The 20702-nt window shown below is 71.7% G+C and carries 17 protein-coding genes; 14 read left to right on the forward strand and 3 right to left on the reverse strand.

Features of this window, described 5'->3' with window-relative positions; genetic code table 11:
- Nucleotides 1-202: 202 nt before the first annotated feature.
- Both ACWD10_RS11005 and ACWD10_RS11010 read left to right on the forward strand, forming a co-directional pair.
- Complete coding sequence (locus ACWD10_RS11005; RefSeq protein ID WP_451089311.1) at nt 203-901, forward strand: DUF4255 domain-containing protein; 699 nt, start codon at nt 203-205, stop codon at nt 899-901.
- Complete coding sequence (locus ACWD10_RS11010) at nt 898-2961, forward strand: ATP-binding protein (RefSeq protein WP_451089313.1); 2064 nt, start codon at nt 898-900, stop codon at nt 2959-2961. The genes ACWD10_RS11005 and ACWD10_RS11010 overlap by 4 nt, the downstream gene beginning before the upstream one ends.
- Before the next feature lie 35 nt (nt 2962-2996).
- Here the strand turns inward: ACWD10_RS11010 and ACWD10_RS11015 are convergent, their stop codons facing one another.
- Nucleotides 2997-4412, reverse strand: coding sequence for an RICIN domain-containing protein (locus ACWD10_RS11015; protein ID WP_451089315.1), 1416 nt, complete (start codon nt 4410-4412; stop codon nt 2997-2999).
- Nucleotides 4413-4684: 272 nt separating this feature from the next.
- On the opposite strand from ACWD10_RS11015, the gene ACWD10_RS11020 reads away from it, so the two are divergent.
- A complete protein-coding gene (locus tag ACWD10_RS11020) occupies nt 4685-5497 on the forward strand; it encodes a hypothetical protein (RefSeq protein ID WP_451089317.1) in 813 nt (270 codons plus the stop codon).
- 30 nt (nt 5498-5527) lie between these two features.
- Here the strand turns inward: ACWD10_RS11020 and ACWD10_RS11025 are convergent, their stop codons facing one another.
- Nucleotides 5528-7024 (reverse strand): eCIS core domain-containing protein, encoded by a 1497-nt coding sequence (locus ACWD10_RS11025; protein ID WP_451089319.1) that lies wholly within the window; start codon nt 7022-7024, stop codon nt 5528-5530.
- Between the two features lie 327 nt (nt 7025-7351).
- On the opposite strand from ACWD10_RS11025, the gene ACWD10_RS11030 reads away from it, so the two are divergent.
- The 4 genes from ACWD10_RS11030 to ACWD10_RS11045 all read left to right on the forward strand — a co-directional run bounded on the left by ACWD10_RS11030 (nt 7352) and on the right by ACWD10_RS11045 (nt 10057).
- A complete protein-coding gene (locus ACWD10_RS11030; protein ID WP_451089321.1) occupies nt 7352-8929 on the forward strand; it encodes a phage tail sheath family protein in 1578 nt (525 codons plus the stop codon).
- Nucleotides 8930-9009: 80 nt separating this feature from the next.
- Nucleotides 9010-9453, forward strand: a complete 444-nt coding sequence (locus tag ACWD10_RS11035) for a phage tail protein (RefSeq protein ID WP_451089323.1) — start codon at nt 9010-9012, stop codon at nt 9451-9453.
- A complete protein-coding gene (locus ACWD10_RS11040; RefSeq protein ID WP_451089325.1) occupies nt 9453-9902 on the forward strand; it encodes a hypothetical protein in 450 nt (149 codons plus the stop codon). The genes ACWD10_RS11035 and ACWD10_RS11040 overlap by 1 nt, the downstream gene beginning before the upstream one ends.
- Nucleotides 9899-10057: a DUF6760 family protein gene (locus tag ACWD10_RS11045; protein WP_451089327.1), complete on the forward strand. Its 159-nt coding sequence runs from the start codon at nt 9899-9901 to the stop codon at nt 10055-10057. The genes ACWD10_RS11040 and ACWD10_RS11045 overlap by 4 nt, the downstream gene beginning before the upstream one ends.
- A gap of 679 nt (nt 10058-10736) precedes the next feature.
- Here ACWD10_RS11045 and ACWD10_RS11050 read toward each other — a convergent pair.
- On the reverse strand, nt 10737-11069 hold the full coding sequence (locus ACWD10_RS11050; protein WP_451089329.1) for a hypothetical protein: 333 nt from the start codon (nt 11067-11069) through the stop codon (nt 10737-10739).
- A 2025-nt stretch (nt 11070-13094) separates the two neighbouring features.
- Between ACWD10_RS11050 and ACWD10_RS11055 the strand changes: the two genes are divergently transcribed.
- The 7 genes from ACWD10_RS11055 to ACWD10_RS11085 all read left to right on the forward strand — a co-directional run bounded on the left by ACWD10_RS11055 (nt 13095) and on the right by ACWD10_RS11085 (nt 20587).
- Nucleotides 13095-13520: a phage tail protein gene (locus tag ACWD10_RS11055; protein ID WP_451089331.1), complete on the forward strand. Its 426-nt coding sequence runs from the start codon at nt 13095-13097 to the stop codon at nt 13518-13520.
- A gap of 61 nt (nt 13521-13581) precedes the next feature.
- Nucleotides 13582-14322, forward strand: coding sequence for a CIS tube protein (locus ACWD10_RS11060; RefSeq protein ID WP_451089333.1), 741 nt, complete (start codon nt 13582-13584; stop codon nt 14320-14322).
- Nucleotides 14322-16250 (forward strand): VgrG-related protein, encoded by a 1929-nt coding sequence (locus ACWD10_RS11065; protein WP_451089335.1) that lies wholly within the window; start codon nt 14322-14324, stop codon nt 16248-16250. Before ACWD10_RS11060 ends, ACWD10_RS11065 begins: the two co-directional genes overlap by 1 nt.
- A 50-nt stretch (nt 16251-16300) precedes the next feature.
- The gene (locus ACWD10_RS11070; RefSeq protein WP_451089679.1) at nt 16301-16786 is read left to right on the forward strand and encodes a GPW/gp25 family protein; all 486 of its coding nucleotides are present in this window, start codon (nt 16301-16303) and stop codon (nt 16784-16786) included.
- Nucleotides 16786-18744, forward strand: coding sequence for a putative baseplate assembly protein (locus tag ACWD10_RS11075; RefSeq protein ID WP_451089337.1), 1959 nt, complete (start codon nt 16786-16788; stop codon nt 18742-18744). Before ACWD10_RS11070 ends, ACWD10_RS11075 begins: the two co-directional genes overlap by 1 nt.
- Nucleotides 18741-19298, forward strand: a complete 558-nt coding sequence (locus ACWD10_RS11080; protein ID WP_451089339.1) for a phage tail protein — start codon at nt 18741-18743, stop codon at nt 19296-19298. Before ACWD10_RS11075 ends, ACWD10_RS11080 begins: the two co-directional genes overlap by 4 nt.
- Nucleotides 19295-20587 carry an NADase-type glycan-binding domain-containing protein gene (locus ACWD10_RS11085; RefSeq protein ID WP_451089341.1) on the forward strand — a complete coding sequence of 431 codons (1293 nt, stop codon included), beginning with the start codon at nt 19295-19297 and terminating at the stop codon, nt 20585-20587. Before ACWD10_RS11080 ends, ACWD10_RS11085 begins: the two co-directional genes overlap by 4 nt.
- Nucleotides 20588-20702 lie beyond the last annotated feature (115 nt).

A 20702-nucleotide genomic window follows, 5' to 3' on the forward strand; every position in this document is an offset into this window, starting at 1 on the left:
CATGGGGGCACGGGGCACGCCCGTCAGGGCAACGGGGCGTGCCCCCGTGCCGTCCCCGGCGTGCCCTGTGGGGACGGGGCGGTATGGGCACGATCAGTACGAGGCCACGGCGCACGTACTACGACAACGGCGCGGCGCACGGGCACCGTTCACGGCACCACGGCACGTGGGACCGGGCCGAGCAGACGTGGGAGCGTAACCGGTGATCCACGAGGTGGACGAAGTCCTCAAGGCACTGCTCGACGGTGGCACCCTGACCGGTTCCGGCATCGACCTCGCCTTCGAGGCACCCACCCGCGACTGGGCGGCACGACGCAACGCCCCGGCCCTGAACCTCTATCTGTACGACATCCGTGAGGACGTCAACCGGCGCCAGCGCGGCACCATGCCCATCGCCGACGACCAGGGAGCGATACTCAAGCGCCGCCAGCCCCCGCGCTGGTTCCAGCTCTCCTATCTCCTCACGGCCTGGACGAAGAAGCCCCAGGACGAGCACCGGCTCCTTTCCGCCGCACTCGCCACCCTGCTGCCGCGCGAGGTGATACCGGCAGCGGAACTTCCGGGCACCTTGGGCCAGTTGGGGCTCTCCGTGCCGGTGACCGTCGCGGGGGTCCAGACCGAGGCCCGCTCCCTCGCGGAGATCTGGTCCGCGCTCGGCGGCGAACTCAAGCCGTCCCTCGACGTGGTGGTGACCGCGCCGTTCCCGACGGCTGTCGAGTACGACGCCGGGCCGCCGGTCACGGAGGGCGCGGGGGTGCGGGTGCGCGGGATCGACGGCACCCCGGAGGCGGGGCGGGAGCGGATCCACCGACCCCACCAAGTCGCCGCCGCCCGCAGGGCCGCTGCCGGGCGGGCCGCCGCCCGCGGCTCCGCGGCGCCCGTGCGGCGACGGCAGCGATGACCACGTACGCCTCCGGACACCCAGGCGGCTCCCGGCCCGCGCCGACCTCGGCCGACGCCGACGCCCTGCTCGCCCGCCTGACCCAACTCCGCGAAAGCGTAGCCCTGCTGGTGGAGCGGCGCAGCGCCGCCGACCCCACCGCGGCCGATCCGCTGCGGGGCCTGTACCTCTCCGATACGGCGATACGGCACCTCCTCGACACCGGGGCGCCGGGCCGCGCGGCGGCCACCGAGGGCGCGGGCATGGAGGCGGTGGCCGACGAGGGCGTCGACCGGCTCGGGCAGCTCGCGCGGCGCCTCGGTCTCACCGCGCTCGACGTCCACCTGCTTCTCGTCGCCCTCGCACCCGATCTCGACCGTTCCTTCGAGCCGTTGTACGGCTACCTCAACGACGACGTGAGCCGACGCAGGGCCAGTATCGGACTCGCCCTCGACCTGTGCGGACTACCCGCGCACGGGCCGCGGGGGCGGGCCGCGTTCCATCCGGCCGCGCCGCTGTCCGCGTTCGGGCTGCTCCGGGTCGACGAGCCCGAACGGCCCTTTCTGAGCCGCTCGTTGTGCGTTCCCGACCGGCTCGTCGGGCATCTCCTCGGCGACGACACTCCGGATGTCCGCGTCGCCGGGCGGCTGCGCCCGCTGACGGCGCCGTCGGCTGCGACCACGATGGTCGGTGCCCAGGTTACGCACCGGCTCGCGGAGCGGCTCACCGTCGGGCCGCTCGTCGCCTACCTGCGGGAGCACCGCGAGGGAGACGGACTCAGCTGCGCCGCGTCGGCGCTGCGCGCGGCCGGTCTGGACGCCCTGCACTACACGCCCGGTCCGGCCGCTTCCGGAACCACCGAACCGTACGACGACGTGCTCCGCGAAGCCCGGCTGCAGGACCGTGCCCTGGTGGTGTCACCGCTGCCGGACGATCCGGGACCGCTGGTCCGGGCGCTCGCCGTGGCCGATGTGCCCGTCCTGTTCACCGGCGTTCGGCCGTACGATCCGCGCTGGTGCGAGCGTGACCCGCTGGTCCTGGAAGCGCCCCGGCCCGCTGACGGGGCCGCCGAGGCGTGGGCGGCCGAGCTCGGCGTGCGCCCGGACTTCGATCTGGCGGCCACCGTCGCCCCGTACCGCCTCTCCGGCGACCGTCTGGTGCGGGCCGCGCGGGCCGCACGCGAGCTCGCCGCCTTCGACGCCACCGCGGTGACCGCGGCCCACGTACGCCTGGCCGCACGCCAGCAGGCCGCGGCGTACGGCCTGGAACAGCACGCGCGCCGCATCCGGCCCGACGTCGGCTGGGCGGACCTCGTGCTGCCGGACGGGCCCCTGGCCCGGCTGCGGGAAGTCGCGCTGCGCGCTCGGCACCGCCACCGCGTCCTCGGTGACTGGCGGCTCAGCGCCGGTGGCGGCCGGGGTCGCGGCGTCCTCGGGCTCTTCGCGGGCGAGTCCGGCACGGGCAAGACCCTGTCCGCGGAGGTCGTCGCCGCCGAACTCGGCCTCGACCTCTACGTGGTGCAGCTCTCCTCGGTCGTCGACAAATACGTGGGCGAGACCGAGAAGAACCTGGAGCGGATCTTCACCGAGGCCGACCGCACCGACGCCGTGCTGCTCTTCGACGAGGCCGACGCCGTCTTCGGGAGACGCTCCGAGGTGAAGGACGCGCACGACCGCTATGCCAACCTGGAGAGCGCCTATCTGCTGCAGCGCCTGGAGTCCTTCGACGGCATCGCGCTGCTCACCACCAATCTGCGCGCGAACATCGACGAGGCGTTCACGCGCCGCCTCGACCTGGTGGTCGACTTTCCCTTCCCGGACGCGGAGCAGCGCCTGGCGCTGTGGCGGCACAGCCTCGCGCGGGTGCCGTGCGCGGAGGGCACCGATCCCGGGCCGTGCGCCCGCGAGTTCGAGCTCGCGGGCGGCTCGATCCGTAGCGCCGTCGTCACCGCCGCGTACGCCGCTGCCGGGAGGGCCGCCGCGGGCCATAACGCAGCGGTGACCACGGCCGACCTCCTTGAAGGCGCCCGCCGCGAGTACCGCAAGGCGGGGCGCCTGGTGCCCGGTGAGGGCAGCTGGTGAGGGGCGGGCCCCGGTGCTGGGCCCGCCGTTTCCGGTCAGCTGTCCTGCGTCTTGACGATCTTCCAGCCCTGGTCGTCGGTGTTGGAGCAGTCGAAGAGCGTGAGGTTGGCGTCGTCGCCGCCGGTGGCGCGGCCGGCCACGTTCAGGCACTTGTTGTTGCTGGCGAAGTTGCGGATCCAGTAGGTGCCGTTGTCCTGCTTGGCCACCCACCAGAGCTGGTTGTCGTCGGTGGTGCCGTTGCAGGGCGCCTGGGTCACCGGTGTCTGGACGGGCTGGGCACCGAAGTCGGGCAGGTCCATGCAGAGCCCGTCCTTCGCGTTGACGATGAGGAAGAGCGCGCTGCCGCCGGGGCCTTGCTTCGGGAGCTTCACGTCCAGGTTCCAGCGCTGGTTGTCGCGGGCCGACTCGTCGCAGTTGAACTGCCGTACGGGACCGCCGTCCTGGCCCTTTTCGTAGCCGGGGATGTCGGCGCACTTCTTGGTGACCGGGTTGTGCAGGACGACGTTCCGCGCGGGCACCGGCCCCTTCTTCTGTGGAGGCTTCGGCGGCGGCTTGGCACCCCCACCGCCCTCTTCGCCCTTGCCACCTCCCCCGTCATCGGGTTTCTCGGACTGCTCCGGCTCGGAGGGCTGGGCGGGTTCGGCCGGTGCGTCGCTGGGCGTGGGCTGGATGCTCGTGCCGGGGCCCGCGCCCTTCTCCGTGGCGGCGGTACGGACCTGCGGCTTGTACGCGATCCACAACACCACGAACGTGATGGCCAGGGCCAGGAAGACGGTGAGGAACGTGGCGAGCCAGCGCGGCAGCACACCGCGCTGCACATAGGTGCCGTCGACGTCGAGCGGCTCCACGCCGGAGCGCTGCACGGCCATCTTGTACGGGCGTTGCTGCTTGGACCCGAACCACACGATCTGCCGGGGCCGCACGGTGGCGTCCACGAAGGCGGCGCGTCCGGGCTCGATCTGCACATTGCTCGGCCGGATCTCGTACGAGAGCTCGTCGGCGGTGTCGCTGCCGCTGATGGAGGCGGTGAGCTTGGTGTTGCCGAGATTGTCGACCGCCAGCTTCGGGCGCCCCCGGAATCGGCCCTTCACGGTGGGGGGCACGAGGTCGGCGCGTACTTCCGTGAACGGCGTGACGGTGAGGTTGCCCTCCGGGACGGTCACCGCCTCGGGGTGCTCGGTCGGCGTGATGCGGACGGCGTACGGGTGCGGCCCGGCCGCGGCGTCCGGGGTGCGGGGCGGGGCGAACGTCAGCTCCACGGTCCCGGTGGTGCCGGGGTACAGGCGCAGAGACTGCGGCTCCACTTGCGTCCACGGGGCGCTGTCACCGACGGGTTCGAAGCGGTACTCGTCGACGACGTCACCGGTGTTGCGGATGCGCAGCCGCACGGTGGTTCTGCTGCCGGGGTCGACGGTCGCGGAGGCGGGTTCCAGGGAGGTCCACAAGCTCATACGGCGACGCTACGGAGGCGGCCCCTGCCCTGTCGCAAGCTGAGGGGTAGCGTCCGCTGCCCGAAGGCGCAGCGTGTACTGACCTCTTGGGCAGCGCGGCGTGCGGCCGGTGCGGGGGTGGAGCGCGGAGGTGCCCGACTCGCCGTCCGCACAGTCCGCTTGGCCTCTCGTGGCAGGCGCCCGCGGCTGCCCTTGCGGTCCTTCCGACGGCCTGGCGGGCGTCGTAGAGAGGACGCCGGACGACACCATCGGGGCCGAGGGCGGGAGAGGCCATGCGGGCACGACGCGAGCGTGAGGCCGACCGGGCAGGGGGCCGCAGTGGGCCGCTCATCCGGTCCGGCAGGGAAGACCCGGCCGTACAGCGGGTACAGCGGGCGGTCCGGGCAGGCGGCGACCCCCCACTGACGCCCGGTCAGGCCCTGGCGTTGCAGCGCGCCGCGGGCAACGCGGCCACGGCCGGGTTCATCGAGGGGCCGATGCAGCGGGCCCCCGCCGAGGACACGGGGCAGCAACCCGCGCAGCCGTCCTGGTCGATCGCGGCGAACCCCGGTGCCAACCCGTGGCTGTACAGCGACTTCCAGGGCCACTACTGGGTCGGCCCGTACGGACAGGAGCCCGACGGCTACATCGAGATTGAGCAGCACTGCGCCTACCTGGCGACCCACTGGCTGCTTACCGGGCACGGCGCGGGCGGCCTGCGCTATGCCGACCTCGACGAGGCGGCCCGGATCCGGGCCTCCGACACGGTGCGGCAGTGGGCTTCGGCCGGAGGCCGGGACGCGCAGACCGAGCACGCCCGTGCACACCTCGGCGGCCACGAGGTCACGCGCCAGAACCTGACCAGCGACGCTACCGCGAACACCTTGCCGGTGGGCACCCGGATCTGGTTCGGCACCGACCGGCACGCGGAGGCCGCCGTGGTCGTCGACAAGAACGTCTTCCTGATGTACGACCCCAACACCGGCCGCGCCACCCGCCGCAGCGGCAAGGACTTCGCGGCGTACATCGCGAACAAGAACGCGTTCGTGGTCGCCCTCGGACCGGACCCGGACCCGGAGTCCTGCAAGTGCTGCGCGGTCATGTGAACCGTCGGGGCCGTTCGTGTGGCCGTGGCCTCAGTAGCGCTTGACCCACTTGGCGCGGACCTGCTCCCACCGGTCGTAGTCGGGCGGGGACAGAATCGCGCCCTTGTACCGCTTCAGATGCACGCGTTGTGCCTCCCGCAGCTTCTCCGCGACGGCCGCCCAGTCGACCGGGGTGCTGCTCGCCAGGGTCTCTGCCTCCGCCAGGGCGTCGGACCGTGGCGTCATCCGGCCCGACTCCGGGTCACGGTTGTAGTCGCTCCCGGAGCCGGGGTCGTCCTGCCTCTTGTCGGCCGCCGGGCCCATTTCGAGATTGGCGGGCATGTTCTCCAGGGCCTTCTTGTTTCCCGTGGCCTTGCCCACGCCGATCGCCTCCTTGACCTCGTCCAGGAACGCCAAGAGTGGCCGCGCTTCGCTCCCGGCCGCCTCCGCCGCCTTGAGGATGGAGTTCAGCTTGGCGCGGGAAATCTTGTGGTGGAGCGTGGTCTCGTCGCCCCACTTGTCGTACTCATCGCGCAGCTGCTCATGGGCCTTCAGTACGGTGCCAGCCGCCCAGTCACTCCGGCCCGCTCCCTCCTCGTCGTAGCCTGGCTCGTATTGCACGCGCCCCATCTTCTTGGTGAATTCGGCCAGGATTTCTTGGTCGTTGGCCACATCGTCGAGCGACATAGCATCCATGAAGCCGATGTCCCGAAGGATGTCCTCCTTCTCGTTCGGCTTCTTGTTCTTGAATTCTTCGCTCTGCGTGTCGAAGAACTCGACGACCCTCTCGTACTCGCTCTTCTCGGGGCCGGACGACTGCCCGGCAGTGGGTTCGCCCGTCGCGTCGTTGTTCTTTTTCTTCTTCTTGTCCTTACCCATGCGCTGGACCGAGGCGGTCGGGGAGGTCGTGCGTGGTGCCGCCGCTCCGGCGGTGTCCTCGGTCGGGCCGGGTCGCACGTCCGCCTCGCCCCGCATCACCTGCTCCGCCTTGCGTTCGGCCGACACCTCGAACTGGTCGGAGGGGTCACTGACCTTGAGGCCGCTGCCGTCGTCCGTGCCGGCCACCTCACCCGCGCGCTGCTGCCGGACGTGCTCCAGCTCGTGCGCGAGGGTCTTCTTGTCGACCGTGCTGCGGAACACGATGTGGCTCGTGTTGGTGGTGTACGCCTCGGCTCCGACGGCCTCGGCCGAACGCCGGGCGGCGGTGCCGGTGTGCACGGTGACGTCGGAGAAGTCCTCGCCCCCGAAGCGGTCCTCCATCTCCTGCCGCAACGACGGGGCCAGGCGGCTGCCCCCGGACCGCACCACGGACCCCACCTCGTCGGCGGCACTCCGCTGCACCGCGGCGTCATGACCGCACCCTGCGCCGTGCTGATGCCCCTCAAGCATCCGGGCCACCGCCGCGTTCCCGGCGGTGCGTTGCAGGGCCGCGACCGCATGCGGCGTGGTGGCCCCCGTGGCGGGCTGCGTCACGGGGGCCGTCTGCCGCGGCGGGTTCGGCGCGCGGTGCGGGGCGGGCTTCTTCTCCGGCTGTTCCTTGGCGTGCATGGCGGGACTCCTTGAGGCTTCGTGCATGCGCGGTATTCCTGGCCTACGAGGCATTCGTGGCATACGGGGGCTTCCTGCATACGGAGGCGGAGGGCGGCCGGGAAGGTCCGTACGGGCAGCCGCGGGTGCACGGCCGCTCGCCGGACGGTGCGGGCACACCGGCCGTGGCACGGCCGGAAGGCTCCGCGAAGGCGCCGGGCCCGGGTCGGCGAACTGTCCCTGAGGGCACGGAAGTTGCCTCCGGGCAGGTCCGGCAGGTCGTACCACCAGCAGGCCGGGGCCCGGAAGGTGGACGGCGTCCCATCGCGTACCGGAGGAGAGTCGAGCATGCCGTCCTACCTGTCGCCCGGCGTCTACGTCGAGGAGGTGGCCAGCGGGTCGCGCCCCATCGAGGGCGTGGGTACGTCGGTGGCGGCCTTCGTCGGTCTCGCGCCGAGCGGGCCGCTGAACGAGCCGACCCTGGTCACCAATTGGACCCAGTACGTGGCGGCCTTCGGCGACTTCACCGACGGGTACTACCTCGCACACAGTGTCTACGGCTTCTTCAACAACGGGGGCACGGCCGCGTACGTGGTCCGTGTCGGGGGAACGTCGGGCGGGCCGGAGGCGGACGCCAGGGCTCAGGTGAACGGCGCCGCCCAGCCGGCCGAACTCCCGCCCGGCGAGCCGACGGAGCTCGGTTCCTTCCAGGTGCGGGCCGTGGCGCCGGGCTCCCTGTCCGTGGAGGTCGCCGACGCGGACGGTGAGGGGCCCGCCGAGCGCTTCAAGCTGATCGTGAAGGACGGCGACAAGGTCGCGGAAACCTTCAACGTGAGCGCCAAGAAGAGCAGCCGCAATTACGTCGTCGCCCAGGTCAAGGAGCGCTCCAAGCTCATCGTCGTGCAGGAGGCGGCCGCCGCCGCTCAGCTCGCACGGCCCGACAACCAGACCGTGACGCTCACGCCGCCCGCGCCCGCACCAGCCCCGGCCGTGCCCGACGCGGAGCCCGGCTCCCACCCCGGCCCCGCCGAGTATCTCGGTGACTCCGCCGACCGCACCGGCTTCGGCGGTCTGGAAGCCGTCGATGAGATCTCCATGGTCGCCGTGCCCGACCTGATGGCCGCCTACCAGCGTGGCGCGATCGATCAGGACGCCCTGAAAGCCGTGCAGTTGGGCCTGATCGCACACTGCGAGCTGATGGGCGACCGGGTCGCCGTCATCGACCCGCCGCCGGGCCTCAACGCCCGCCAGATCCGCGAGTGGCGCCAGCACAGGGCCGGGTACGACTCCAAGTACGCGGCCCTGTACTACCCCTGGATCAAGGTCTTCGACCCGGCCACCGGACAGCCCCGCATGGTCCCGCCGAGCGGCCATATCGCCGGTATCTGGGCGCGCAACGACTCCGAGCGCGGCGTACACAAGGCACCGGCCAACGAGGTCGTACGCGGAGCGGTGGACCTGGAGATCCAGATCACCCGCGGCGAGCAGGACCTGCTCAACCCGCTCGGCATCAACTGCATCCGGGCCTTCCCGGGCCGCGGCATCCGCGTCTGGGGCGCCCGCACCATCTCCTCCGACCCGGCCTGGCGCTATCTGAACGTGCGCCGCTACTTCAACTACCTGGAGGAGTCCATCCTCATCGGCACCCAGTGGGTGGTCTTCGAGCCGAACGACCACGCCCTGTGGGCCCGTATCCGCCGCAACGTATCCGCGTTCCTGGTCAACGAGTGGCGCGGCGGAGCCCTGTTCGGCTCCCGGCCCGAGGACGCCTTCTACGTGAAGTGCGACGAGGAGACCAATCCGCAGGAGTCGGTCGATCTCGGCCGCGTCATCTGTGAGATCGGCATCGCGCCGGTCAAGCCCGCCGAGTTCGTGATCTTCCGGCTCGCCCAGTTCTCCGGCGGGAGCGGGGAGTTGGAGGAATAGCCCCCACCAGCCCCCCTCCTCCCCCTTTCTCCGCCATTCCCCACCGGACGTAGCAGGACAAGGAACCCAAGGAACCGGACATGAGTCTCCAGCCGGGTGACGCGCTCACCTCACATAACTTCGGCCTCCAGATCGACGGCGTCATGGTCGAGTACCTCGCGGAGGTCAACGGCCTGAGCATCGAACAGGACGTCATCGAGTACAACCAGGTCTCCGCGCAGGGCAAGGCGATGGTCAAGAAGCTTCCGGGGGTGAAGAAGGCCGGTACGTGCACGGTCGTGCGCGGCATGACGCAGTCCGCGTCGTTCAACCAGTGGATCAACGAGTCCATCAACGGCCAGATGGACTCGGCCCGTAAGAACGCCACGATCATGATGCTGGACTTCCAGGACAACCCGGTGAAGCGGTACAACCTGCGCAACGCCTGGTGCAGCAAGATCGACACCAGCACCGTGAAGGCCGGGGAGGCGGCCGCGCTCACCGAGACCGTGACCATCACCTTCGAAGAACTGGTCATCGAGTAATGCGGCGTACGGCAGCTACGGCTCCCGCCCCGGCCGCGACCCCAGCCCCAGCCCCAGCAGCCGAGCCCGCGGCCCAGCGGTTGCGTACGGAGTTCCCCTTCGAGCTGCCGCGCGGCTATGTCGACGAGTCGGGCGCCGTGCACCGCGAGGGCGTGATGCGGCTCGCCACGGCCCGGGACGAGCTCGTGCCGCTGCGGGACGTGCGGGTGCAGGAGAATCCGGCGTTCCTGTCCGTGGTGCTGCTCGGCCGCGTGATCACCCGCCTGGGCACGCTGCCCGCGGTGCACGACGGGGTGGTGGAGCACCTGTTCGCCTCCGACCTCGCGTTCCTGCAGGACTTCTACCGGCAGATCAACGCCGAGGGCCACACCCGCGCGGGCGTCACCTGCCCGCACTGCGAGCAGCCGTTCGAGGTCGAGCTCGGCGGGAGCCGCCTGGGGGAATCGTGACGTACGCGACCGACCGGCTGCACGCGGAGATCGCGTACGTCGCCTACCACTTCCACTGGAGCCTGGAGGACATCCTGGACCTCGAACACCACGACCGCCGCGCGTACACCGAGCAGATCGCGGACCTCGTCACCCGCGCTTCGGCGGAGGGGTGACGGGCGGCATGGGACTTCTGGGACGACTCAGGGGCGGCGTGGGTCGGAGTCGGTCGGCTTCGGCCGACTCCGGGCAGCCGCATGCGGACGGCCCGGCGCCTGCGCCGCCCGAGCCGACGGGATCGGCTGACGGTGCCCACGCCGCGGGCTGGTCCGGGCTGCCGCCCCTGCAACGGGTCACCGCCCGGGCGACGGCGCCGGTCGCGGACACCGGCTTCGGCCACCGCCTGTCCACGTGGCAGAACCCCAGCTTCGGGGGGACCTTGTCCCATGCGGTGCTCGATGGGGCGCCGGGTGGGGTGGTCTCGATGGTGCCGTCTGTGGCCGGGACACCCGTTTTCGGACTTGAAGCGCCTTCGCGGTTCTTGCCTGTCGTGGCGTACGGAGAGGCGTACGGGGATGGCAGTGGCGGGGGCGTCGGGGTCAGTGGGCCGGATGGTGTTCGGTCGGCGGTGCCGTCGGTGCAGCGGGCGGCGCGGGCTTCGTTTCCAACGGTCGTGCCCCAGAGGGGAGTTGAGGTGAGTCCCGTACCGGCGGCATCCGCGGAGCGCGCGGCGGATCTGCCGGGAACGACGGAGGCCGGGGCGATGACAGGGGCGGTGCTGCCCGTGGCGTTGCGGTCGGCGGCGAAGGCTCGGTCGGCAGCGGTGGCGGGGGCGGTGGAGCGGAGCCCGGACGCTCAGGCGGTGGCGGTGGAGCAGAGCTCGCCGGACTCTCGTGTGCAGACCAGGGCGGTGCGCCGTCCGGCGGGCAAGGCGATGCTCAAGGCGCGGCGCGCAGCTGCCGTGCAGCGGCGGTCGCTGCCGGTGGCTCCTACTCCCGTGACATGGGAGCCGGGTGCCGCGCCCGGGGCGGATTCGGCCGTCCCGTTCACGGCTTCGGCCAAGGGGTCGGGCGCGTCTTCGTCTTCGTCCTCGTCGGTGGAGCCGGTGATCGAGATGTCGGCGGGTACGGTCGCTCCTCCCTCGGTCGAGAGCCTGGGCTCCGTCGTACCCGGGACGGCCGAGATCACGTCACCGAAGGGCCCGACGCCGCATCGGCCGCACCATGCGTCCGGTCACCCGTCCGGTCACGCGTCCGGTCACGCGGGGGCGAAGGCTGCCGCAGCCCCGGCCGCCGCTCCCCATGCCCTGCCGTCGCGGCGCGGCGGGGCGTCTGGTCCGGACTCACCTTCGGCTCCGGCTACGGCCCCGACCCGGGACCCGCTTTCGGACGCGAGGCAGCAGTCGGCACCTGTGCAGAGGAGTGCGCCGCCAAGAGCCCAGCGCACCGACGCGAGGAGCGCTCCGGGCGGAGACGCTGCCGGGCCGACGGCGACGGGGCTCGGCACCCCCGCGTCGGGCGAACCGCCGCCGATCGCGCGCGAGGCACGCCCCCGCAGCCGTCCGCTCCTTGGCGCGCCCGTTGCGGCGCCGCCTGCGGACGCCAGGCCACTCCTGGGGCGTGGCGCACCCGAGGGGCCGGGCAACGGCGCACCCGAAGGGCCGGGCAGCAGGGAAACCCCTGCTCGGGCCGGTCAGTTGGCCCCGGTCAAGGGCTCGGCGGAGACAACTCGGCCCGCCCCGCTGTCGACCGAGCCGGGACGATCCGGTCCGCCCACGGTGCACCCCGTGGCGGGCCCTGTACAAGGCGCCCCGTCGTCGACGTCTCCAGGTCCGGACAGCCGGGCGGCGAGCGACGCGGCGGCCGCTGGTCCGGCGGACCTGCCGGCACCGGCCACCCTCTCGGCACGGGCTGCCGGAAGGCGCACGGCCACGGAGGGCAAGGGGACGCCCTCCTCTCCCGCCCCTGTGGGCGTACGGCGCAGCTCGGCGACCGAACCCGGATCCACCCCACGGCCAACGACCCCCGTACAGAAGGCTCCTGGGAGGACCGGCAAGACAGGGAAGGCGGGAAGGACGGGGAGGACCGGGAAGACGGGAATGACGCCCGAGCCCACGGCGCAGGCCGAGCGGAAGGCGCGGACCGAGCGGAAGGCGCGGACCGAGCGGGCGGACAGGCGGGTCGACCAGGCTATGCGGCCGGGTGCGAACGAAGTGACGGCACCGGGCCAAGCACCGCTGGTGAACGGCGAGGAGGCCCAGGGCCCGAGCCCCGAAACCAGCCCCGGCCCCAGCCCCAGCCAGCGGCTCGCGCCCCGTTCCGTGCGCCCGCTCGCCTCCGCGCGTGCGCTGACCCCCTCGCTGGCGTACTCACCTGCCCCGCCCGTCGCAGGCTCGCGTCCGACCCCTCAACCCTCAACCGCCGTGCCCCTGCGTCGAGTTCGGCACGCCCGACCCTCCGTACAACCCACCGCTCGCACCGTGCAGCGTTGCGAGGGCAGCACCACAACCGCCAAGCCCCGTCGCCCCGCCGACGCCAGCTGTACGGAAACCCCGGCCGTACGCCGAGCCGTACCCCTACGACGCAGCACCAGCGCCGACTCTCCGACCGTTCTCGCGCCCTCAGCACCCCGCCACACCGCAAAACCGCCCCCGACCGTCCCGCTGTCAGGTCAAACCGCCCCAAGCACCCCACCGGCCGCACACCCCGTGCAACGCGCTGAGGCCACCCCCGCCGTCCCCCCGCCCACGGACACCGAAACGCCCGTACTCCCCACAGTCCAGCTCAAACGGCGGGCACGGCGCGCACCCCGGGCCCGGGCGAAAGCCCCTGCGACGACCCACACGTCTGACACCCCAGCCACAGACCCGTCATCCCAGGGCGTCTCACCCACAGCACCACCCACAGCCCCACCCACAGCTCCACCGTCCTACACCGAAGCCGTATCGACGTCGACAGCGACGCCGACGGCGACGGCGACGGCGACACCCCCACCCCCGTACACCCCCATCCCCGACGGAGAGTTCGACCCACGAGCCCTCACTGAGTTCCAGCTCGACGAACTCACCCACCGGCTCATCGGAAGGATCACCCGGAAGCTGCGGACCGAACTCCGGCTCGACCGGGAGCGCATCGGACAGCTGCGCGACCCACGGCACTGACCGACTGGCCGACCGCCCCTTGGCCCGCTTCCCGAACCCAGAAAGGCAGCTGGATGCCCAGCGATCTCGACCCGGCCTCCACCGTCTTCTTCACCCTGACCATCGACGGGGAGAGCCTGGGCTACTTCAACGGGTGCGAGGGACTGTCCTCCTCGGTGGAGATCGAGCAGCGTCACGAAGGCGGCAACAACGGGTTCGTCTGGCAGCTGCCGTCGCGGGTGACCTTCGCCACCATCCGTCTGACCCGGCCGCTGACCCCTGACACCGCCAAAGTAGCGGCGTGGATCTCCTCGATCACCACGGGGGTCACCCGGCCGACCGCCCAGATCGCCGCGTTGCGCGCCGACGGCACCGAGGTGGCCCGCTGGGGCCTGATCGACGTACTGCCGGTCAGTTGGCAGGGGCCACGGCTCGATCCGTCAAGTCCCGGTGTGGCGACGGAAGTTCTGGAGATCACCCACCACGGATTCACGGACTGAGCCGTACGACTGACCAGCAGGACCACAAGCACCAGCACCAGCAGCAAAGGGGAAGCAGCACATGGCAGGCAGAGGTGGCAGGGGCGCCAGGGGCGGTGCGGGCAAGAGTCTGGTGCGGGCCTCCTTGGCCATTCACGAGCCGCCGATCGGGCAGAGCACCACACCGGGCGCGCTGATCAAGAACTTCTCCTTCGACTTCAACCCGTCGCAGCTGGCGCTCAGTCGGCGCGCCCAGTGGAAGACCACGCCGACCGCCGCCGTGCGCGACGGCGCCGTACCGGAGTTCATGGGGCCCGAGCCGCGGGAGATGACCGTGGAGATCTTCCTCGACTCCTCCGACAAGCCCAGCGGCAATGGCGTCATGAAGAAGGTCGAGTCGCTCTTCTCCTGCTGCGAGGTGACGCGGAAGAGCATCGCGGCCAAGCAGCCCTCCACGCCGTGGGTGGTGTTCCAGTGGGGGTCGTTCAAGACGGCGCGGTTCACCGCGTATGTGTCCTCGGTGGACGCCACGTACTCCCTGTTCGGTACGACCGGGGTGCCGATCCGGGCCACCTGTCAGGTGCGGCTGCACGAGATCCCGACCAAGGCCAAGAGCCAGAACCCGACGTCGGGCGCGCTCACCGCGCAGCGCGTGCACCGGGTCGTCGCGGGCGACTCGCTGCAGTCCCTGGCCTGGCGGGAGTACGGGGACGCCACCGCGTGGCGCGCGATCGCGCGGGCCAATGACATCGACGATCCGGCCCGGCTGCCCACCGGGGCCGAACTCGTCCTTCCTGCCGCCGAGGAAGTGGGGGATCTCTGATGACCAAGGCGTCCTTCTCCAATGTCGTGCACGTGAAGCTGGGCGGGGCCAAGCTGCCCGACAAGGTCGCCGACGACCTCGTCGACGCGTGGGTGGACCTGGGGGCCGGAGTGCCGGGCGCGTTCCAGCTCACCTTCCGCGATCCGCACGGGCGGCTGCTCGGCGAGCAGAAGGTCAGGTTCGGCACGAAGGTCGTCATCGCGCCCGTCGCGGACGGCCGTGGCGCGCAGCAGCCGCTGATCACCGGCGAGGTCACCGGCATGGAGAGCGACTACGACGGCACCGGCACCTTCACCGTCATCCGCGGCTACGACAAGGGCCACCGCCTGATGCGGCAGCGCCGGGTCGCCGCGTACCGCAACCAGACCGCCTCCGACATCGCCCGCAAACTGGCCCGGCAGAGCGGCATCCCTCTGGGCAAGGTGACGGCCACCCGGACGGTGTACGAGTTCATCAGCCAGGCCAACGTGTCCGACTGGGACTTCCTCTCCCGTCTCGCGGACGAGAACGGGATGGTGATGTCCCTCGACGCGCGGGGGAAGTTCCGGTTCGTCAAGCCGGACCCCGCGGCCAAGGCGCCGCCGACGAGCATGGAGGGCGACAAGAGCCCCTTCGTGCTGCACGCGGGCAAGGACGTGCTGCGCTGCCGGGCGGCCATCTCCGCCGCCGAGCAGATCGGCAAGGTCGAGTCGCGCGGCTGGGACGTCACCACGAAGAAGGCGGTCACCGCCACGGCCACCGCCACAAGCACGCGGTCCGTCGCCATCGGGCAGCAGCCCGCGGAGGCCGCCAAGGCGTTCACCGCGCAGAAACTCGTCGAGACCCGGATGCCGTACGACAAGCAGTCCGAGGTCAAACACGCGACGGACTCCCTGGCCGACGATCTGACCTCGTCCTTCGCCGAGTTGGAGGTCACGGCCCGCGGCAATCCCGCGCTGCGCCCCGGCCTTCCGGTGACGCTCAGGGACGTGGGCGTTCCCTTCGAGGGCAAGTACACGGCCACATCCGTACGGCATGTCTTCTCCGATGACGCTCCGTACCAGACCTGGGTGACCGTCAGCGGCCGCCAGTGGCGCTCCCTGTACGGCCTGACCTCCGGTGGTGACGGTGCCGCCGCGGCCAAACTGCCCAGCGTGGCGGGCGCCCTGGTCACCGACGTACAGGATCCGCTCAAGCAGGGGCGGGTGAAGCTTCAGTTCCCCTGGCTCGACGAGACGTACGTCAGCGACTGGACCCGCACCGTGCAGCTGGGCGGCACCGCGGGCGGCGGGATCTTCCCCCTGGACGTCGGCGACGAAGTGGTCGTCGCCTTCGACCGTGGGGCCCTGGACCATCCCTTCGTCATCGGCGGCCTCTACAACGGCCGGGACAAGCCGACGCCCGTCAAGGACGTCCCGCTGCACGACGGCGTACGCAAGAAGGCCGTCCGGCACACGCTGTCCGACCGCCAGGGCAACCGGGTCGATCTGCTCAGCCAGCAGTCCCGCAGCCGTAAACAGGGCGTCCGCGTCGCCAGCGGCGACGACAAGCTCACCATCAACCTGGACCGCACCAAGACCGAGATCACCGTGACCAGCAAGGGGGCGGTCCGGATCAAGGGGGGCGGCGCGGTCTCCGTGGACGCGGGCGGCAGGCTCGACCTGCGCGGCGGACAGGCCGTCTCCATCCGCAGCGGCGGCCCGCTCACGCTGCAGGGCCAGGGGGCGGTCACCCTCGGCTCGCTCGGCGGGCTCGTCAACGTGAACGCGGCGGGAGCGGTGAGCCTCCGGGCCGCGGGCGCCGCGTCCATCGCCGCCGGGGGCGCCGCGACGGTCAACGCGGGCGGGACGGTGCAGCTCCAGGCCGCCGCCAACCTGGGCCTGCGCGCCGCCACCCACCTGATCAACGGGGTGGTCCTGGTGAACAACAAGCCGTATCCGATCCCGTGAGATCCCGTGAGGGCACGGCAGTGCGTGTGGAGAAGGGAAGTGGCTCGCTGATGGCCGAGCAGTTCGTCGGGTCCGGCTGGGGGTTTCCGCTGCGGATCGGGCCCACCGGGGGCATCGCCCTGGTCAGCGGAGAGCTGGAGATCGAGGAGGCCATCCGCCTCGTGCTCGCCACCGCGCCGGGAGAGCGGCCGCAGCGCCCCGAATTCGGCTGTGCCATCCACGACTTGGTGTTCGCACCGGTCAACGAGGCCACCGCGGGCCGTATCCAGCACGAGGTGTACGCGGCGCTCGACCGCTGGGAGCCGCGGATCGAGGTCAATGACGTCGAGGTGACCGCGGGCGCCGACCTGGGCGTGCTCTATATCGACGTGCGCTATGCGATCCGCGGCACCAACAACCCGCGCAGCCTGGTCTTCCCGTTCTACGTCATCCCCTCCCACGACGAGCCGGGCGGGCCCGGTGAGGGCGACATGACCGCGGGCGGCACGGGCACCTCCGGCGCGGGCACGTCTGTGGAAAGCGAGAGCGAAGACTGATGACACTGCCCTCCCCGAACCTCGACGACCGTCGCTTCCAGCAGTTCGTCGACGACGCCAAGCGCTACATTCAGCAGCGCGCACCGGAGTGGACGGATCACAACGTCTCCGACCCCGGCATCACGCTCGTCGAGACGGTCGCGCACATGGCCGACCAGATCGTCTACCGGCTCAACCGGGTGCCGGAGAAGAACCATCTGGCGTTCCTCGACCTGATCGGCATCACGTTGTTCCCGCCGTCGGCCGCCCGTACCGACGTCACGTTCTGGCTGTCCGCCCCGCAGGAGGAGGCCGTGCTCCTTCCGGTCGGCACCGAGGTCGCCACCCTGCGTACGGAGAGCGAGGAGGCAGTCGTCTTCGCCACCGAGCGCGAACTCACCGTCGTACCCTGCGAGTTACGCCACCTGATGGTGCAGCACCAGGGGCAGCGGGTCACCGACCGGACCACCGATCTGGCCGAGGGCAAGGACCTGATGTGCTTCGCGGAGGCGCCGCGGCCCGGCGACTGTCTGCTGTTCGGCCTGAGCGCCGCCGTGCCGCACTGCGCGATCGCCCTGGAACTCGACAGCCGCGTCGACGGCGTCGGCGTCGATCCGCGGCAGCCCCCGCTGGTCTGGGAGGCGTGGACGGAGGACGGCTGGGCGGCCTGCGAGGTCGACCGGGACGGCACCGGCGGCCTCAACCGGCCCGGCGAGGTGGTCCTGCACGTCCCCGGCGGCCACGCCGCATCGCGTACCGGCGGACAGCAGGCGGGCTGGCTGCGCTGCCGCGTCACCGAACCCCGGACGGAACAGCCCTTCTACACCACCTCGCCGACCGTGCGCTCCGCGGAGGCGTGCACGCTCGGCGGCACCACCCGCGCCGTGCACGCCGAGCCCGTGTACGACGAGGCGCTCGGGGAAGCCACCGGCCTGCCCGGCCAGCGGCTGCGGCTCGCCCATGCGCCCGTGGTCGGCGACGACCCGCCCGTGCTGCTGCAGAGCTCCGAGGGCGAGGGCTGGCAGGACTGGCAGGTCGTGCCCCACTTCGCCGCTTCCGGGCCCGACGACCGGCACATCACCCTTGACGCCGCCACCGGAGAGCTCGCCTTCGGGCCCGCGGTGCGGGAACCCGACGGCTCGCTGCGGCAGTTCGGAGCGCTGCCCGCCAAGGGCGCCGTGCTGCGCGCCCGCCGCTACCGGATCGGCGGGGGCCGGGCCGGGAACGTGGCCCGGGGCGCCGTGCAGGTCCTGCGCGACTCTGTCCCGTACGTCTCCGAAGTGGTCAACCGGGAGGCGGCGCGCGGCGGCGTCGACGGTGAGACGGTCGAGGAGGCCAAGACCCGCGCCCCCATCTCGCTGCGCGCCCAGGAGCGCGCCGTCACCCTGCGCGACTACGAGGAGCTGGCCCGCCGCGCCGCGCCCGAGACCGCCCGCATCACCTGCCTGGAGGGCGACGAGAGCGAGCACGGCGCCTATGCGGTACGGGTGTTGGTGGTGCCGCAGGCCGTCCCCGACCCCGGGGGCCGCCTGCGCTTCGAGCAACTGGTCCCTGGCGAGGCCCTGTTGCGCCGCATCACCCGCCACCTCGACGAACGGCGGCTCATCGGCACCCGGCTCGCGGTCGGTCCGCCGTACTACCAAGGCGTCACGGTCGTGGCCACCGTGCACGCCTTCCCCGGCGTCGACACCGACCGGGTACGGCGCCGGGCGCACGACGCCCTCTACCGCCACCTCGACCCGCTGACCGGCGGCGCCGACGGCACCGGCTGGCCCTTCGGACGCCGGGTCCAGGCCGGGGAGATCTACGCCGTGCTGCAGCGCGTCCCCGGTGTGGAACTCGTCGACCAGGTCCGCCTGCACCCCGCCGACCCGCTGACCGGCAAACGCGGCGACCCCACCGACCGCATCGACCTCGAACCGCCCGCCCTGGTGTTCTCGTACGACCACCGGGTGCGCGTGATCGGAGACGGCACATGAGAGGGTCCATCGACGGCCTGAGCTCCTCCGCGCCGCTCGGCCTGACACTGCCCGCGATCTTCGCCGACGACCAACTGGCGCAGCACTTCGTGGCCGGACTCGACGAGGTCGTCGCGCCCATCCTGAACGTCCTGGACTGCCTGGACTCCTACTTCACGCCCGCCCTCGCCCCGGCGGACTTCACCCGCTGGCTCGGCGCCTGGGTGGGCGCCGAGACCGACGGCAGCGAACCCGAGCACCGTCTGCGCGCGGCCGTCGAGGTCGCGGCCCAGCTCCACCGCATCCGCGGCACCCGCCGCGGCCTTTCCGAGACCATACGGCTCGCGTTCGGCGTGACACCGGAGATCACCGAGAGCGGGGCCGCTGCCTGGAGCGTGCGCCCACGCGGCGCCATCCCCGGCGAACCCCGCCCCCGCCTGCACGTCTCCCTGCGCCTGCCCGCCCCGACCCCCGCGGACGAACACCGCCTCGACACCCTCGTGGCCGCCGCCCGCCCCGCCCACATGCCCTACACGGTCCAGGTGACCACCGCAGAGAGGAGCACGGAACAATGAACAGCCAGACCTCCGGCACCGGGTCCGGGCGGAGCGCCGGACGGAACGGCCCCCTCAACTGCCCGGACTGCGGCGTACGAGCGGAGCCCGGCCAGTCCTTCTGCGACTCCTGCGGCGCGGTCCTCGGCTGGACGGCTGAGCAGCCGGTGAACGCGGAGCCCCCGGAGATCGCGCAGACCACGCAGGCCGCGCAAACCGCGGGAGGCGTCGGGACCAGGGTGGGCGCGGAGGCGGCGGGGACGGCGACGACCGGCCCGGCACCCAGCGGCCAGGACCAGGCGGACATGGGTACTCCCCCGAGCGGCGCCGACGGGGCCGACGGGGCCGACGCACCGGTCCCGTCGACCCCACCGGCGCCGCCGACGCCGCCGACGAACCCGGATGACACGGTGGCGCGGGCCCGCTCCCTCCTCGTACCGGTCGAAGACCCGGACTCCCCGCAGTCGCCACCCCCATCGGTGACCCCAGTCCTACCGGGCCGTCCGGATGCGGACCACCCCCAAGTCCGCGCCCCAGCAAGGGAGTCGGATGAACGCGGCGGGGTGCCCTGCCCCTGGTGCGCCACCCCCAATCGCCCCGATCGGCATTTCTGCGGTAGCTGCGCCATGCCGATGTCCCGTCATGAGGACGCCGCACCACCGGTGGGCCCGCGGCCCTGGTGGCGCCGCCTGCTCAACTCCCGTAACGAGGAAACACCCTGGGCCGGAGACCGGCCCCGGTTGCGCCGCGGCTTCGGCCGCATCTTCAACTGGATCGTCGGAGCTGTCGTCCTGGGGCTCCTTGCCGTGGCCGCACTCAACGCCAACACGGCCTACCACGCGGTGCGCGACCACTTCGCCAAGCGGGCCCCGGCCGCCCCCAACTCGGTCAAAGCCTCGCGCTCCTTCCCGGGCCACAAACCCCAACTGGCCTTCGACAAGCTCAACAACACGTGGTGGGGCCCCGGGGTGAACCAATCCGGTGCGGGCGAATGGGTAGAAGCCCGCTTCGAACAGCCCACCCGCCTCCTCGACGTCATCATCACGCCGGGCATCTCCGCCCGAGCCGACCAGCTGTCGAAGTCAGCTCTACCGCACCGCGTGGAAGCGACCATCACCAAGCCCGACGGTAAGAAGGAGACCCATTTCCTCACCCTCGACCAGGGCGCGGGAGGCCAACTCCGCCCCTTCAAGGTCGGCTCCGTCAGCGCGGTCCGGTTCACCGTACGCTCGTCCTATGCGGCCTCCGACGACAAACAACTCTCCATAGCCGAGATCGAGTTCTTCGGCCCGTCGAACGGCGGCAGCTAGCCGGAGGGAGGGGCAAGGCAGGTAAGGGCAAGGCAGGTAAGGACAGGGCAGGGATCAGGGAGCGATCTTCTTCCAGAAGCACACCCGGTCCTGGCCGGGCCCGTCGTAATCCGTA

This window comes from Streptomyces sp. NPDC002851, assembly GCF_053591935.1.